We start from the raw sequence: 17067 nt of genomic DNA on the forward strand, positions 1-17067 counted from the left end.
TTTCCTTTTTCTGCTCTTCTTTATTTTCTTTTTTAGATTCAGCGCAGCCCGTGAAAATAATGCCGATACAAGTGTTATATAAATTAAGTTTTTCATTTTTTTCTGTTTTCTAATTGTTAAAATGTACACTGTTTTCATCTTCAGGATCTAGAGAAGGTGATTGAACTTTAGTTTTACCCAATACCCAAGCAAAAACCAAGGGTAAAATGATGAGTACGGAAAAAGTAGAAGCTACCAGTCCACCGATAATCGCTCTACCTAAGGGTGACACTTGATCTCCACCTTCGCCAAATCCAATTGCCATCGGCAACATACCGGCTGTCATCGCCAAAGTGGTCATAATGATCGGACGGATACGCAGTCCCGTTGCTGTAATAGCAGATAGCATGGCATTTTTATTTTCTAACCGCAATGTCTCCGCATTACTGATCAATAGTACAGCGTTGGCAATTGAAACACCTACTGCCATAATAATCCCCATATAAGATTGCATATTGATAGTCGATCCGGTCAATTTCAGTAAAACCAAAGAACCAAATACCACGAAAGGGACTGTGGTTAAAATGGTCAGGGAAACCTTGAAGGATTGAAAATTAGCTGTCAGCATCAAAAAGATAACCACGATTGCAATCAATAATCCGCTCGCTAAGCTATTCATGGTATCGTCTAAAACTGGAGCCATACCCGCTACTTGTATATTCACACCTTTTGGCAGTTCTCCTAAAGAATCAATTGCAGCCTGTACATCTTTTTTAGCTCGGCCAAGATCAGTCTGATGTACATTGGCTGTTACAGTTGTGTAACCCATTGTTCCCAAATTATAACTTTCGCCCAATGTTTTAACAGGTGTTATGGTTGCGACATCGCCAAGTACAGGTCTGTCCGCATTTTTAGATAATGGAATGTTCGCCAGTTCATCTTGGCTGTTTAAAATATTTTGAGGCATTTGTACCTGCACGTCATAAGCAATCCCCATCATACCGCCTACCCACATATTTTTACTTGTATAACGTGAAGAAGCAGTACTGGCGACCAAAGACTTCGAAATATCCTGCGCATCTAAGCCTAACTGTGCGGCTCTATTTCTGTCAATATTAATTTCCAGAGCTGGGTAATTCATGGATTGTGGTATTTTGACATCACGTAAGTAATCCAATTCTTTAAGCTTCGCCATCAATTTATTGGCAGACATCGCATTCATCTTCTTCATCATACCCGAAATACGGATCTCAATAGCGGTATTCGCACCTTGACTTAATATTTTTTCGGTTAATTCGATTGGTTCGAAAGAAAGCTTAAGTTCTGGCATCGTTTTTTTGAGATGCGCTCTTATTTCATCTTTTAAGAGATCCGAATTCCCTTTAAAATCTTTTAGTGCTACCTGAAGTAATGCTTCATGTGGACCCGCATTATAAAGATAAATGGGACTTACCGCAAATGAGGATGGATGTAAGCCGACGTAGGCAGAGGAAATCGCAATTTTATCTTTCCCGATCAAAGTACCCAATTGATGCAATACGGCCTTTACCTTTTCTTCCGTTTTTTCAATTCGCGTTCCTTCAGGCGCAGTTATCCGCACCTGGAATTGGCTCGAATTGACGTTCGGAAGAACATCTTTTCCTGTAAACTGATACATAACAGCAACTAGGGCTAGGATCAGCACCAAACTGATCGAGACAATGATCTTCTTACTCGCCATTAATCGTTCCAACAGATTCGAGTAGCGAACTTTAAATCTATCGAAAGCTGTTTCTTTATGCACTTCACCCGCTACATGATTGTTTTTCATCATCCAATTAGCCATGATCGGCACAAAAGTCTGAGACATCAGGTAAGAAGTGATCATAGAAAATCCAATTGAAAGAGCCAGTGGCATAAACAGTGATCCCGGTATCCCCGTCATCACCAGTGCAGGTGCAAATACGGCGAGAATACAAAGTAAGATCAATAATTTAGGGAAAGCGATCTCCATACAGGCATCCCAGATGGCCCTTGCTTTTGTTTTTCCCATTGCAAAGTGCTGATGGATATTTTCGATCGTGACCGTACTTTCATCCACCAGAATACCGATGGCTAGCGCTAATCCCGACAAACTCATGATGTTGATGGTTTGTCCAAATAATTTAAGAAAAAGCACACCTGAAATAATGGAAATCGGAATTGTTAAAATCACGATAATTGCGGCACGCATATCTCTTAAAAATAGGATCACCATTAAACCCGTTAGCAATGCTCCCAGGACCCCTTCTACAATCAGACTTTTTACAGCATTGATCACATAGACTGACTGATCAAATTCATAAGAAATCTTCACATCATCAGGGAGGTTTTTTTGAATATTAGGAATGACCTTTTTAAGGTTCTGTACGACATCATAAGTTGACGCTTTTCCTGATTTGGCTACATTGATATATACCGAACGCTTGCCATCAATCAAGCATAGCCAGCTGTAATATCTGCACCATCTTTAACAGTTGCAACATCTCTTAAATATACATTATCAACCTGTCCTTTGAATAATGGAATATCGCCAAACTCTTCGACCGTCTTTAAGGTATTGTTGGTCGGTGTCAAGTAGTTTATATCGTCTATATACACGTTTCCTGAAGGTGATGTAATGTTCTGTCGACTGATGATTTCCACAATCTGCTCTGGCGAAAGCTGGTGTACACGGAGTTTATTGGGATCAATATTAATTTCAATTGTCCGTGGACTACCGCCAAATGGTGGCGCTGTTGTTAACCCCGGAATGGCAATCAAGAAAGGCCGTGCTGTAAAATTGGCAATATCCTGCAGCTGATTATTCGTTTTGGTTTCACTGCGGAAAACCAATTGACCCACCGGTTGTGATGAAGCATCAAACCGAATGATAAAAGGTGGCGGAGCACCATGCGGTAAGAATACCTGCGAGCGATTGGAGAGGGCTGTCAGCTGCGCAATAGCCTCTCCCATCTCAGTACCCTCATAAAAATTGACTTTCATCAATGTCAATCCCTGTGTATTTTTCGTCTCAATACTTTTTATTCCATTCGTAAAAAGCATCATATTGACATACATCTTGGTAAAGTAACCCTCCATCTGTTGTGGCGTATAGCCGTTAAACGAGTGAGCTACATAAACCACCGGTAAGTTCATCTCAGGTAAAATATCTACCTGTATATCTTTTGCTGCCCGTATTCCGAAGAATAAAAGGCCCAATACCATAACCATGATGGAAATTGGTTTGCGAAGTGCAAATCTGATTAAATTCATTTTCGAAGAAAAATTAGTGTTGAGTCGCTTTAAGTAAAATCGAAATATCTCCTTGTGCAGATGCTAATAGCAGCATCGCCTGCCAAACATTGTTTTGGGCAATTTCATAATCGACCTCAGCCCTATTGAGGCTGTACAATGCCTGTGTGAAATCAACCAATGTTGTAAGACCATTCTCATACAATGCTGTATGTTGACGATGGGCTAACTGTGAAGCGGTGAGCTGTACTTTGTTTCTTCAAGATTATCGACCGCATTTTGAAACTGTACTTTCGCTAAATTGGTTTGCGCATTCAGTTCTTTCTCCAATAAAGTATAATCTTGCTTTAAGGATTGGGATTGAAACTGTTGCTCCTTTATTTTACTGTCAAACCGAAAGATATTTGTCAAATTCCAACTCAATGTACCTCCCAAAAGGTAATTGCTACGCTGAATTCCTGCACCTTTAAAATAGGAAGATGAATATGCGGTGTTATCCTGGACATAGTTCCAATCAAAACCTGAACCACGTCCCTGCACCACACCAAAAATATTGATGTTGGGCATTTTATGGCTGTGGATAAATTTTTCAGATTGCGCACTTTCATCAATCTTGCGTTGCTGCAATTCCAATAAAGGATGCCTCGCTACTTTACTTTGAATTTGATCCCATAGCATAATAGGTACACTGGTATTGAATACACTGTCCAGTTCATACGTTTGAAAATCATCGTCCAACAAAACGGCAAGCTGTTTTGAATAGGCCAGCTCTTTATCGTAAGATTTGATTTCTAACGATCTCGCATGAGAGACCTCTGCTTTCGCAAGCGAAACATCAACTTCTGGAATTAAACCACTTGTTGCCCGACTGTAGGTCATATCAAAAAACACCTGGGCACGTTCTGTATTTTTACCCTGAACAAATTTAATACGTTGGCTCGCCAATAGATTAAGATAGGACGCCGCAACTTTGACCTGATGTTCAAATATGATCTGATCGACATCAGCAGTTGCAGTCTGCTCCTTTGTACGGGCAAGTGCCACTTGATTTGTTTTTTGCCAAAGGTGAATACATTCCAATTGACGTTAGCAAAATACAGAGACCCAAAAGCAGCATTCCAATTTTGTTCAGCCAAAGGCATTGAAGTTGCGGCAGAAGCTAAACCTCCATGAGCATACATGGGCCCGTTTTGTGCATTAATCGTTCCATAACTTTGCTGTGCACCCAAGGTCACATCGGGAAGAAATTGTTTGTTTTGAAAAATAGTATTCTGTTCAGCAGACTGAACAAGAGTTCTTTTTGATTTTATTTTATCATGCTGGTCAACTGCACGTTGCAATGCATCAGATAAGTTTAGTACTTGTCCAAAACCCGATGAGTTAAGAGCAAGCATAAAGCCTACTGACGCCATGAATTTAAGATTCATAGACGAAAGTTTAAAAAGTTATATAAAGAATGAGTACCGATTCCTCTTCATTGGGAATGGTAAATGTCAAATTCAATACATGACTTTCTATATTCTATAGATGCAATGGAAGATATAGAGGGGATTTGTCCGGGGAAGTGTTCTGTCGGACAGGTAATTAGGATTATTAGAGACATTAGTGATCGATAGTTTATCGAAAACAGCACCTAATGTTCGGTTGGGAATAACATCTCCCCAAATTTTTAGCGAAAAATCAAAGCCAGCTTGTTTACTTGAAGCTTTATCGGTCTTAAAGATCTGCGTTTCTACTTTGCAACAGTTCTTCTTTTTCTTCTCCAGTCCTTTTTCCTTAGAAGCACAGATGGCACAAGGCGTATTGGTATTATGATTGATATTCGTTAAGGTTACTTCTTTCGTTGCGGTTCCCATACAAAAATGCGCATACTGAGCAAAGCCCGAGGACAAGATCAGGTAAACGAATGAGAGGAATATGACGAATAGTTTTTTCATAATACTTGGTGCAAAGCTAGCGCAATAGGCAACTTAGATTTTTATAACATTATGGGTAAATCTTGTAAAACTTTATGAAATTTGCACCGAGCTTCACCCTAATAAAGTGCCGTTACGTGATTATACCCTAGAAATGTACCATTTAATAAGATATCTAAACTTTTCCTTTTATAAAGAATATGACCTGCCGTAAAACAGTAATAAGAATACTTAATTAGCTGTAAAGTAAGCACTAGTATAAAATAGAAAAGCCGATGACCCGAAGTGAAATCATCCGACTGGAGATTACAAATCTGTCAATTTTGTCGTGCAAAAAATAAACAGTCACAAAAATTTGTTTTCATATCCGCACAAAATTATCTAGATTTGCATCAGTAACTAAAAAGCAACATATCCATGTAATAAATAATTTCTTTTTGCAAAAAATTAATGTGACGCATACTCCATGCGCACGATCGTTCATGCTAAAAAAAGAAATTATGCTTATTTTACAAAACATTTCATATATACATCAAAATAAAGATGTGCTGTTTCAGGACATCAGTCTAAATTTGCAGGACAATAAAAAAGTTGCTTTGATCGGAAACAATGGTGTCGGAAAATCCACACTATTAAAGATCATTGCGGGTGAATTAACCGCCGCTCATGGCCAAAAAAGTATTGATGGCACCTTATATTACGTGCCGCAGCTATTCGGTCAGTACAATCATTTAACGGTAGCGCAGGCATTAAAAATCGATCATAAGTTAAGTGCACTTCATACCATACTTTCAGGAATTGTAACAGAAGAAAATCTAACTGTACTCGATGATGATTGGAACATTGAAGATCGATGCCAGGAGGCATTGTCTTACTGGAAATTAACGGATCTCGCTTTGGACCAAAAGCTAGACAGCCTGAGCGGTGGCCAGAAAACGAAAGTTTTTCTAGCAGGGATCAGTATTCACCAGCCCAAACTGATTTTACTCGATGAGCCAAGCAATCAGTTAGACGCCATGAGCCGTAAGCTGCTGTATCAATTCATCCGTTCTTCATCCAGCACGATGATTATCGTAAGTCACGACCGTTCTTTGCTCAATCAACTCGATTCCATGTACGAATTGACCTCTTCTGGATTGATTTACTATGCCGGTAATTATGATTTCTATCTGGAAGAAAAGAAGATGAAACAAGAGGCCTTGCATCATACATCAAACATGTCGAAAAAGAAATCAGAAAAACAAAGATCAAGGCGCGCGAGACCATAGAGCGGCAACAAAAATTAGATGCTAGAGGGAAGAATAAACAGCAGAAAGAGGGCGTTTCCCGAATCATGATGAATACCTTGCGCAATAATGCTGAAAAAAGCACCGCTAAAATAAAAGATACGCATCATGAAAAAAGTGCGGGTCTATCCCAGGAGTTGCAGAGCTTAAGAAAGGGAATTCCAGATATTGATAAAATAAAGTTTGGTCTAACGGACTCCAATTTACACGCAGGCAAAAAACTCTTTACCGTAAAGAAGCTGAATGGCAATTTTAATGGAAAGCCACTTTGGAATACAAATTTAGATTTTGAAATCTCAAGCACAGAACGTATTGCTTTAAAAGGAGAAAATGGATCTGGGAAAACGACTCTTATTCAGATTTTGCTCAATAAGATCCAAGATTACCAAGGTGAAGTGTATCGTGCAGCACATAAATCAGTGTATATTGATCAAGATTATTCCATGATCAACAATGATCTGACCATATATGATCAGGTACAGTTATTTAATGATACTAGCTTACAGGAACATGAGATCAAAATCAGATTAAATCGATTTTTATTTGGTAAAGACAGCTGGGATAAGCGATGCGATACCCTGAGCGGTGGAGAAAAAATGAGGCTATGCCTATGTTGCTTAACAATTCAGAATCTAGCACCCGATCTCATCATTATGGATGAACCGACTAATAACTTAGATATTCAGAATATTGAAATATTGACTACCGCTTTAAAAACTTACCAGGGTACCATACTGGTCGTATCTCATGATGAGTACTTTTTACAGGAGATAAATATCGAGCGAACAATCATGCTCTAGTTTATTTGGCATTATAAAAATTGGCTTTTCGACTCCACCTCAGACCTATTGTAAGTGGAGTCGAAAAGTTATCTTTTTCCTAAAGTAACGTATGATTACTGTACCACCACGCTTCATACAAAAATCTGGCATTGTTCTTTTATAGGCGGCATATCATGGATAAACTTCCTGAATTTTAAATAAATTGCTGGTTGCCGTCATTTTCTTAATCTAGATCAATAATATAAATAAAACAAGTACTTATCTTTAACAGAAGAACGAGGCGTTCTCTGGCATGTGTTTATCAGTATCCCTAGCGATAACCTATTGAATATGGTTTTGCTGACACCAAAACTAAAATACATGACAACTGTTTCATACAATAAGATTTTAAAATAACATAGCTATGTCTAATATTGGTATTATTATAGAAGAACGGGCCGCAGATATCGGCAATTTTATGGTTGGTCGTTTATTGCCTTTTCGTCAAAAGCGAATGGTTGGGCCTTTTACTTTTATTGATCATATGGGCCCTGCGGCATTAAATGAATATGAAAACCTCGATGTCGGTCCACATCCTCATATTGGCTTATCAACCCTAACCTATCTCTTTGAAGGAGCAATTATGCACCGCGATAGTCTAGGTACCGAAATGGAGATAAAACCCGGAGCTGTAAACTGGATGACTGCGGGTAAAGGCGTAACCCATTCTGAGCGTACTCCCGAATACTTAAGACATACCGATAAAGTGTTACATGGCCTTCAGATCTGGGTAGCATTACCAAAAGAACTTGAAGAGTGCGAACCATCTTTTGAACATACCAATGCCGAAGATTTACCGCATTGGGAAGATGAAAATGGGGTCAGCTATACCTTAATTGCGGGTGAAGCCTTTGGAAAAAAATCACCTGTATCAGTATACAGCAAACTATACTTCATCGAAATTAAATCTAAAAACAAGGCAAAGATCAGCATCGGCAACGATTTATACGGCGAATCGGGTCTTTATATTTTAGATGGTACCATTACAGATAGCGGAACAACATTTGAATCTAAACATTTATTGGTCGCTAAAGATGCTAAATTATGTGAATTTGAAATCGGTGAAAATTCAAAAATCTATATTTTCGGAGGAGAACCTTTACCCGAGGAACGGTATATTTTATGGAATTTTGTGAGCTCCTCCAAAGAAAGATTAGAACAAGCAAAGCAAGACTGGATCAACAATAGATTTCCAGAAGTTCCGAATGAAACAGGAAATATTCCACTTCCAGAATTTTATTTAAACAAATAAACATCATGAATAGCGCTAAAGCTACTATCGGTATAGATAAATATAAAACAACAGTAACTGCAGGAAAAAACAGCATTATTGTAGACGAACCAGAAGAAAAAGGTGGTCTTGACCTCGGATTTCATCCGCAGCAGTTATTAGCGGCATCTTTGGCATCCTGTACAGCCATTACCTTAAAAATGTATACTGACCGAAAGGAATGGGATATTGGTCCTATCGATGTAGAAGTTGATATTGAACAGTCAGAAGATAAAAAAGAAACGAAATTTATCAGAAAAATTAGCTACAAAGGCAATCTTGATGATAAGCAGAAGGGGCGCATTGAAGCGATCGCCAACGCCTGCCCCATTCATAAAATACTCCTTTCACAAGTAACCGTTGAGACGCGAGTGATAGCGTAAAAAAATGCCTCAAAAAGCTTTATAATTTAATTTATAAAGCTTTTTTGCTATCACGCTGTAACATTTTATGCTTTTCACATACTTATAGTGTATTAAAAACTTATTTATATGAAAAAATATGCCTTATGGCTATCATAGCCTTTATCGTAGCCACCTTTACTGTTCACGCACAAGATAATACCGTCCTGTGGAAAATATCAGGAAATGGATTAAAGAAAGACTCTTATTTATTGGGTACGATGCACATTATGTGTGAGGACGATTATATATTAAAAGATAAAATTAAAAACCTAATACCGCAGGTCGATGTTGTAACTTCGAAGTAAATCTTGCATCAGAAGAAAATAAAGCACTTATTCCTGAAATGATGAAACCTGACACGAGTTTTCTGAAAGGATTAAGTCAGGGTGAATTATTAAAAATTGACAGCATTCTGATTTCACAGGGCCTATCCGTTAAAATGTTAGAGATGATGTCCCCTGCTGTCTTTGTTTCTATCTTGAGTTTAAAATCAATGAATTGCTCCGACCCTAGAAATGTTAAAACCATGGAGGCGGACATCCAGACATTAGCGGCGTCAGCGAACAAAAAAATAGATGATTTAGAAACACTGAAATTTCAGATCGACATGTTAAACAGCATGTTTAAAGCATCAGATTTACTAAAATACCTTGAAAAAATTGATGAAATGCCAGCTGTATCGAATAAGATGGTCACTGCTTACAAGGCCGAAAATCTAAAAGATTTGGAAACAGTAATTTATGACAGCAGTTATATGTCCAAAGAAGAACAAGCTGATTTCTTGACCAAGCGCAACAACAATTGGATCAACAAAATGCCCGCTAAGATGACGCAATCTTCACATCTATTTGCGGTCGGTGCAGGACATCTGGTTGGCAATGAAGGTTTATTGAAACTCTTAACTGCAAAAGGTTATAAGCTCACTCCTATCTTATAAAATATGGCGAAGAACAAAACAGTGCCCACAGATGTATCTGTTACGCAATTTATTGAACAGATACCTGATCAACAGAAAAGGGTCGACAGTTATAAGCTGATCGAAATTATGGAAGAGATTACAGCACAGCCCGCAACTTTGTGGGGACCAAGTATCATTGGTTTTGGCAGCTACCATTACAAATATGCCAGTGGACATGAAGGTGATGCGCCTTTGGTCGGTTTTTCTCCAAGAAAACCTGCGATATCATTGTATCTCTATACCTGTGATGATGAACAAAAATATGATCTTGAGCAACTCGGAAAATATAAAATGAGCAAATCCTGTATATACGTCAAACGGCTTTCTGATATTGATGAAGCTGTTCTCAGAAAGATCGTACAGGATGGTGTAGCAGCCGTAAAAAAGAAATATACTTAACAGTAAAAGGCGAAAGATAATCTTTCGCCTTTTTGATAGTTACTGTTGTGATTCCAAGCTATTTTCATACAAGTCTGTACTTAAATTTGCAAGGGAGACGCCCCGATTTATGACAATAATATACAGCTATGCTTCTCCGATCGGGATGAGCATAGCTGTCATATCGTTAAAATATATACTTGGTGCTTAAGAAATTAGATCTATTTTCACTCACAATATCATTTAACAAATCTTTGTTGTGCTCTGTATTTTTAGTAGCAACTAATGATCGGATAGAAAAAGATCTTAGGGCATCAACAACAGACAAAGTTCCCTCCGCACTATCTTTTCTTCCTGTAAATGGAAAAATATCCGGTCCACGTTGACATTGGCAATTGATATTTACACGACTTACCTGATTGACCAAAGGATCGATCAAAGAAGAAATAACAGCCGCATTATTACTAAATATACTCACCTGCTGTCCGTGAGAGGATCCGATTAAATATTCAATTGGTTCTTCCAGATCATCAAAAGGAACAACTGGAACAACTGGACCAAATTGTTCTTCACGGTATAATTTCATCTGCTCATTGACAGGATAAACAATAGCCGGATAAACAAATGACTCCAATACTTCACCACCATTCGGGTTGATCACTTTCGCTCCGAACTGTTTTGCATCTTCAATACACTCTGTTAAATAAGCTGGTTTATTCACTTCAGGAAGCGGTGTAAGTGCTACTCCACTCTCCCAAGGCATACCATACTTCAGTCGTGACACTTCTTCCGTCAGTTTTTTCAAAAATTCCTGAGCTAGACTACGGTGTACATACACGATTTTAATCGCAGTGCATCGTTGCCCGTTAAAAGATAGCGCACCCAACACTGTTTCTTTGACTGCAAGGTCTAAGTCAGCATCACGGGTTACTATAGCCGCATTTTTAGCATCTAATCCTAAAATTGCACGCAGACGGTTCACCTTAGGATGAAGCTTTTTTAACTCATCAGCAACTCTGCTTGATCCGATCAACGTCAGCACATTGATCTTGCCAGATTGCATCAATTGCGGTACGATTTTATTTCCTCTACCATAAATGGTATTGACCACTCCTTTAGGAAAACTAGAACGGAAAGCCTCTAACAACGGATAGTGTAAAAGAGTACCATGCTTAGGTGGTTTGAATAACAACGTATTACCCATGATCAAAGCGGGGATCAACGTTGTAAAAGTTTCGTTCAGCGGGTAATTAAAAGGTCCCATGCAAAGTACCACACCAAGTGGCGATCTTCTCACTTGGGCAATAATTCCTTGCTCGATTTGAAAGCGGGATGAATCGCGGTCAATATCCTTTAAAGCGTCGATAGTGGCATAGATATATTCTACGGTACGATCAAATTCCTTTACAGAATCTGCATACGACTTACCGATTTCCCACATAATCAATTTAACAACAGTATCCTTTTGCTCTAACATTTTATGTGTAAACCGCTCAACACAGGCAATTCTGTTGGCAACACTCATCGTGGGCCATTCGCCACGTCCGTTGTCAAAAGCATTTACGGCAGCATCTAATGCTTCCATCGATTCCTTAACTGTACATACCGGGTAGCTACCGATGCGCTTTCGCTGAAGTCCGTCTTTTGTCTGTATACAAATAGGCGAAAACACTTCGTTCACCTCTCCTGCCCAAGGAAGTAACGCTCCATTTGAAAGGAAAACACGTTGATCCAATTGTTCAGCTAGATTAAATTCTGACGGAATATCCGCTTCAGAATAAAAAATGCTCTTTAGGTCTAAGTTCATTTTTCTTTTTTAATTTACTTTATTTTAATGAAAAAGGTTAGTGGTAATGTTTGGAAAAACAGATTACTTTGATAAAAAAAATATATATTCCCTTATTACTCTATCATAAAGGTATACAATTAATTTAAATTTTGCTAATATAATTGTGTATTTATTACACTATCTATAACAAAGTTGATTTTTTTGAATTAAATCAGCATTTCAGATACCGATAAAATTGAAAGACAGTACTTAACCTTTTATAAATATAAATTGCTTTTGAATCTTTTAGCTAGCATTCCTGAACCTTTGGCTGGATCGATATCAACAATTAAAACCCCCGCTTCTCCATACTGCTGATGCTTAACACAGGAACCATCCGGTGCAATTACAGCTGAAGCAGACTCTTGATAAGTGGAGGCATAATTGACACTGGCAAAGTAAATGGTATTTTCCAGGGCACGCATTATCATGGCCTTTTCATAATAGGGATTCTCCTTCGCTCCGAATGTATGATAGTGTTGACCTGTTTCATTACTGCCTGTTAGATGCGGATGAAACACGATATGAGCCCCATTGCATGCACTCCATCGCACAGATTCGGGGTAACGAAAACCTTCATGACAGATCGTTATTCCAAATTTTAATCCGTTTATTTCAAAAAGCTTACGCGCCACTCCTGCTGTCCACAGTTCATCTTCGCTTGGATCAAGCTGATTTTTAGTCTGATAACCTAAAAGCTCACCCGTACCCGATATGACATAAGCCAAATTATAAATACAATCGGCAATATATCCGTCCATTGGCAATACAAGCGCAATCTTATGCGATTTTGCAATGAATTTTGCTTTTTCCAAAGCCATCTGTAATGCTTCAGGAGTACGGCTTTCAATAGCATAACCCATACCTGGATAGCCCGGTATAAATGATTCGGGGAAACAGATAATTTCCGCACCTCCGCGTGCGGCATCGCCTGCAAATTTTTCGAGCAGTTGAAGGCCATGATCTATTGAACTAGGGAAAGGTGGTGATGCAAGTGCTATTTTCATAATCGTTGCTAATGGAAGATAATAGTTAACATGCTGAAGGTAATAAATATTCAGTAACAAAGGCTTACATAAATATAAAAAAAATAAACCCTGATCGATTTATTACGTAAGAAAAACTTCTCCCTTTCAAGGACTTTTTACTCCCTTTAACAGACTTCCCGGATTAGCTTAACACACTATATTTGCCCAAACAGTAATATTATGTAGAACTATTCTTAATAATAGTTACCATAACACGAATCAAATGAAAGAAGAAAAAAATAAAAAAAGCGGTATCGCCCGTCTGCTTGAGATAGCCGGCCGAAAAAAGGGTTTATTATTTGTCTCAGGATTTCTATCCGTCATGCATGCCCTACTGAGCTTAGTGCCCTATGTTCTTGTTTTTTATATTATCCGTGAACTCACGAAAGAAAACATCAATTTCAGCTTAGTCAATACCTATGTCATCTATGCTATTTTAGCGGCCATAATCAGTATGCTTGTATTTTTTCTATCAGGCGTATTATCCCATATCGCCGCGTACAATATATTATTTGAACTGCGTAAATTTATCACCGCTCAGGTCGGCAAATTACCCATGGGTTATCTCAATAACCGTAATTCAGGAACATTAAAAAAAATACTATCTGATGATGTTGAACGCATTGAAAATTTTATCGCCCATCAAATACCCGATTTTGTAAAAGGTATCGCCTTACCCATCATTACTATTGTCTATCTTTTTTTCAGGACTGGCATCTTGCTGCAATCAGCTGTGTCCCACTTTTAGCTTTAGCCATCATGTTGCCAAAAATGTACAGTGGAAGAAATAAAAAACTGATTCAGGATTATCATCAATCCTTAGAAGAAATGAATGCCGGTATTGTAGAATATGTCCGAGCTATGCCTGTCATGAAAATATTCGGTCAGTCTGCAGAAACATTTGACAAGTATGGCAACACCGTAAAACGGTTCAATAAATTTGTGGGCGAATGGGTTAAAAGCAGTACGCCCGGTTTCGCCATATTTATGAGTTTCACGAGCAATGCGATGTTACCGGTATTGGCTCTCGGACTCTATCTCTATTTTCAGAATGGTGTAACTCTTGCCACGCTTCTCTTGTTCCTGATCTTAGGGACAGGATACATTAAGCCTTTGTTTGCCCTCAATAATATGGGTATACAAATATCCATCATCAATCGTGGTGTTGAACAGATCGATGAACTGCTGTATACAGAACATTTACTTGAAAATGCAGCTTTACAGCACCCTATCGACTACTCCATTACATTTGAACATGTAAGTTTTGCTTATCAAGACAAAAACTGGGGACTTCAAAATATTAATTTTACAGTACCTGAAAAAACAATAACAGCTTTGGTCGGCCCTTCGGGGGCAGGAAAAAGTACCATCGGACAATTGCTCGCCCGCTTTTGGGATGTCACCAAGGGTGAAATACGTATCGGCGGTATTGATGTCAGAGATTATCCTACAGAACAGCTCATGCGTCTGGTTTCATTCGTATTTCAGGATAGCTTTATGTTTCAGGACTCTATGTATGAAAACATCTGTATGGGTATGAAAAAAAGCCGTGAAGAGGTTGAAGATGCGGCCAAAGCGGCGCAGATACACGATTTAATTTTGAGCTTACCCAACGGATACGACACCTTATTCGGACAGTCCGGTGTACATTTAAGTGGTGGTGAACAACAGCGCTTTCAATTAGCCAGAGCTATTCTTAAAGATGCGCCTATCTTAATTTTAGATGAAGCCACAGCATTTGCTGATCCCGAAAACGAAATCAAAATACAACAAGCATTTAGTCAGTTGATCAAAAATAAGACAGTATTAATCATTGCGCACCGATTGAGTACAATTACAGATGCGGACCAAATATTAGTTTTTAATCATGGTGAATTAATCGATAATGGAAAACATGATGAATTACTGGAAAACAGCGCCTTATATGGACGCATGTGGAATGCCCATACCAGAGCAAAGGAATTTGTGATCTAGTGCACATGGGTCATTTCGCCTCATAAAATTCCGCCTCCTCGTTCGCATGATAAGGGCAATCATTCATTCAATTTATTACAGCATACAATAGAAATCAGTAAACATGATAAAGAACCTAAAATACGTTACCGCTTTTAACAGAAAAGATACGCGTAAAATCATACTTTGGGAAATACTCCATAGCCTGTTCATTGCCGCTCCTTCAGCAATTTTACTGGTCATCATATGGGAATTGTTTTCTCCTCAACCCGATGTATATAAAATATGGACGGTAGTAGGTCTTATGGCTGTCATGCTGGTCGTGCAATTTTTTATTGCATCGCAGTCGATGGTCAGATCCAACTTATGGGTCTATGACCTGTCCACAAAACTTCGTATTGCCTTAGGAAATCGCATCCAGAAATTTTCCCTTGGTTTCTTCAAACAACGTGATCCAGGGGAAATTGCATCCATTGTACTACAGGATGTATCAAATTTTGAAGGTATTTTTGGGCATAGCGTTGGAAACCTGGCTTCTGCTATTTTTGGAACCACGGTGCTTTCTATTTTCCTATTTATCTATGATTGGAGATTAGGTCTTTGTCTCTTAGCAGCATTGCCACTCATTTATCCCTTTTTATATTTGGCCAATTATTTCGTCAGCAAATTAGGGAAAAAACAAATAGCGGCCCGGAATACTGTTGGAGCAAAATTTTTAGAATATGTACAGGGCATACGACATTTAAAGTCTTATGGATTAACCGGTGAGAAGCATAAGGGATTGGAAAATTCATTTGAAGATCTGAGAAAAAAAGTATCTGTATGGAGGCTATTCCCGGTCCGTTTGTTGTTACAGCAGGCATTGTTTTCGAGATCGGTTTTATTTTGATGGTCGCTTTAGGATTATACTATTTATCCAACAATACCATCACCATTCCCGTATTAATTACGTTCCTCATTATGGGCTATAACTTATACAACCCACTTAAAGTGGTCATGGTCGATTATCTGGTGCTTCGATACATGAATGAAAGTCTCAACCGTATTGTTGCTATTATGGAAACACCTACCATGGAAACGGGAAAAGAAGCTGTCCCCAATCGATATGATGTCATATTCGACAATGTTAGTTTTGGTTATCAAAATAAGTTAACCGTTCAGAATCTGAGTTTTACTGTTCCTGAAAAATCAATGCTCGCTTTGGTAGGCCATTCTGGTTCTGGAAAATCAACAATTGCCTCGCTCATTGCCCGTTTTTGGGAGGTAAATACCGGCGTCATTAAAATCGGCGGCATGGACATTCGCGATATTCATCAAGATCAGTATTATACACTTATCAGCGAAGTATTTCAAGATGTATATCTCTTTGACGACACTGTTTATAACAACATCAAAATTGGTAAACCAGACGCAACCCTAGAAGAAATCATTGATGCGGCCGATAAAGCACAGATACTGGATTTCGTATGGGAATTTCCGAAAGGGATGGATACCATGGTGGGTGAAGGTGGCAGTAAACTTTCAGGAGGTCAAAAACAGCGCATCAGCATCGCCCGTGCATTATTGAAAAATGCACCGATTATACTACTGGATGAAGCCACAGCAAGTCTCGATCCTGAAAATGAAATTTATATCCAGCATGCCATACAGGAACTCGTAAAAGCTAAAACCGTAATTGTAATTGCACATAAATTGGCTACCATTAAAAATGCAGACCAGATCATTGTATTGAATAATGGCGGTATTGCAGAAAAAGGAACACATGAAGCATTAGTACAACAGGATGGTATTTACAGAAAAATGTGGGAAATACAGCAGAAATCAAATGGATGGAAAGTGAATAAGGATAGCTAAGCTGAAGAATTTAGGAAAAAAAGACCTCATGAATCATGAGGTCTTTAACACAATTTCACTGCATCAACTATTTAATTTTTATTATTTCTGAATAGACAGCTTGATCTCCAGCATTTGCCCGAACACCTACTCTGGCAAAA

18 protein-coding genes are annotated in these 17067 nt (G+C 38.5%); 11 read left to right on the forward strand and 7 right to left on the reverse strand.

The window, feature by feature from the left end; genetic code table 11:
* Nucleotides 1–109: 109 nt before the first annotated feature.
* The 5 genes from L950_RS09575 to L950_RS09585 form a co-directional block, all read right to left on the reverse strand.
* Entirely contained in the window at nucleotides 110–2437 is a 2328-nt protein-coding gene (locus L950_RS09575) for an efflux RND transporter permease subunit (protein ID WP_316930589.1), read from the reverse strand.
* A complete protein-coding gene (locus tag L950_RS36405; RefSeq protein ID WP_316930590.1) occupies nucleotides 2434–3252 on the reverse strand; it encodes an efflux RND transporter permease subunit in 819 nt (272 codons plus the stop codon). The genes L950_RS09575 and L950_RS36405 overlap by 4 nt, the downstream gene beginning before the upstream one ends.
* Before the next feature lie 13 nt (nucleotides 3253–3265).
* Nucleotides 3266–3436: a TolC family protein gene (locus L950_RS35210; protein WP_197086335.1), complete on the reverse strand. Its 171-nt coding sequence runs from the start codon at nucleotides 3434–3436 to the stop codon at nucleotides 3266–3268.
* Between the two features lie 20 nt (nucleotides 3437–3456).
* Nucleotides 3457–4275, reverse strand: coding sequence for a TolC family protein (locus L950_RS29810; RefSeq protein ID WP_197086334.1), 819 nt, complete (start codon nucleotides 4273–4275; stop codon nucleotides 3457–3459).
* A gap of 470 nt (nucleotides 4276–4745) precedes the next feature.
* Nucleotides 4746–5168: an HYC_CC_PP family protein gene (locus L950_RS09585; RefSeq protein ID WP_156169632.1), complete on the reverse strand. Its 423-nt coding sequence runs from the start codon at nucleotides 5166–5168 to the stop codon at nucleotides 4746–4748.
* 479 nt (nucleotides 5169–5647) lie between these two features.
* On the opposite strand from L950_RS09585, the gene L950_RS32610 reads away from it, so the two are divergent.
* The 7 genes from L950_RS32610 (at nucleotide 5648) to L950_RS09615 (ending at nucleotide 10285) form a co-directional block, all read left to right on the forward strand.
* Nucleotides 5648–6415, forward strand: coding sequence for an ATP-binding cassette domain-containing protein (locus tag L950_RS32610; protein WP_231577026.1), 768 nt, complete (start codon nucleotides 5648–5650; stop codon nucleotides 6413–6415).
* Between the two features lie 65 nt (nucleotides 6416–6480).
* Nucleotides 6481–7233, forward strand: a complete 753-nt coding sequence (locus tag L950_RS32615) for an ATP-binding cassette domain-containing protein (protein WP_231577027.1) — start codon at nucleotides 6481–6483, stop codon at nucleotides 7231–7233.
* Nucleotides 7234–7618: 385 nt separating this feature from the next.
* Nucleotides 7619–8506 carry a pirin family protein gene (locus L950_RS09595; RefSeq protein WP_021188553.1) on the forward strand — a complete coding sequence of 296 codons (888 nt, stop codon included), beginning with the start codon at nucleotides 7619–7621 and terminating at the stop codon, nucleotides 8504–8506.
* Nucleotides 8507–8511: 5 nt separating this feature from the next.
* On the forward strand, nucleotides 8512–8907 hold the full coding sequence (locus L950_RS09600; RefSeq protein ID WP_021188554.1) for an OsmC family protein: 396 nt from the start codon (nucleotides 8512–8514) through the stop codon (nucleotides 8905–8907).
* Nucleotides 8908–9032: 125 nt separating this feature from the next.
* Entirely contained in the window at nucleotides 9033–9233 is a 201-nt protein-coding gene (locus L950_RS35215) for a TraB/GumN family protein (RefSeq protein WP_031287442.1), read from the forward strand.
* Nucleotides 9234–9271: 38 nt separating this feature from the next.
* A complete protein-coding gene (locus L950_RS09610) occupies nucleotides 9272–9865 on the forward strand; it encodes a TraB/GumN family protein (RefSeq protein WP_084825411.1) in 594 nt (197 codons plus the stop codon).
* A 3-nt stretch (nucleotides 9866–9868) separates the two neighbouring features.
* Entirely contained in the window at nucleotides 9869–10285 is a 417-nt protein-coding gene (locus L950_RS09615) for a DUF1801 domain-containing protein (protein ID WP_021188555.1), read from the forward strand.
* A gap of 166 nt (nucleotides 10286–10451) precedes the next feature.
* Here L950_RS09615 and L950_RS09620 read toward each other — a convergent pair whose 3' ends face one another.
* Together L950_RS09620 and L950_RS09625 are read right to left on the reverse strand one after the other, a co-directional pair.
* On the reverse strand, nucleotides 10452–12071 hold the full coding sequence (locus L950_RS09620) for an NADP-dependent glyceraldehyde-3-phosphate dehydrogenase (RefSeq protein ID WP_021188556.1): 1620 nt from the start codon (nucleotides 12069–12071) through the stop codon (nucleotides 10452–10454).
* A 239-nt stretch (nucleotides 12072–12310) separates the two neighbouring features.
* A complete protein-coding gene (locus L950_RS09625) occupies nucleotides 12311–13099 on the reverse strand; it encodes a carbon-nitrogen hydrolase family protein (protein WP_031287446.1) in 789 nt (262 codons plus the stop codon).
* Between the two features lie 244 nt (nucleotides 13100–13343).
* Between L950_RS09625 and L950_RS32620 the strand changes: the two genes are divergently transcribed.
* From L950_RS32620 to L950_RS32630, 4 genes are all read left to right on the forward strand, one after another.
* The gene (locus L950_RS32620) at nucleotides 13344–13868 is read left to right on the forward strand and encodes an ABC transporter transmembrane domain-containing protein (protein WP_231577028.1); all 525 of its coding nucleotides are present in this window, start codon (nucleotides 13344–13346) and stop codon (nucleotides 13866–13868) included.
* Nucleotides 13869–13879: 11 nt separating this feature from the next.
* Nucleotides 13880–15094, forward strand: a complete 1215-nt coding sequence (locus tag L950_RS09630; RefSeq protein WP_231577029.1) for an ABC transporter ATP-binding protein — start codon at nucleotides 13880–13882, stop codon at nucleotides 15092–15094.
* Between the two features lie 103 nt (nucleotides 15095–15197).
* Nucleotides 15198–15962, forward strand: a complete 765-nt coding sequence (locus L950_RS32625; protein WP_231577030.1) for an ABC transporter transmembrane domain-containing protein — start codon at nucleotides 15198–15200, stop codon at nucleotides 15960–15962.
* On the forward strand, nucleotides 15896–16927 hold the full coding sequence (locus L950_RS32630; protein ID WP_231577031.1) for an ABC transporter ATP-binding protein: 1032 nt from the start codon (nucleotides 15896–15898) through the stop codon (nucleotides 16925–16927). The genes L950_RS32625 and L950_RS32630 overlap by 67 nt, the downstream gene beginning before the upstream one ends.
* Nucleotides 16928–17067: the final 140 nt, after the last annotated feature.

This window comes from Sphingobacterium sp. IITKGP-BTPF85, from assembly GCF_001006065.1.
GTDB classification, from domain to species: Bacteria; Bacteroidota; Bacteroidia; order Sphingobacteriales; family Sphingobacteriaceae; genus Sphingobacterium; species Sphingobacterium anhuiense.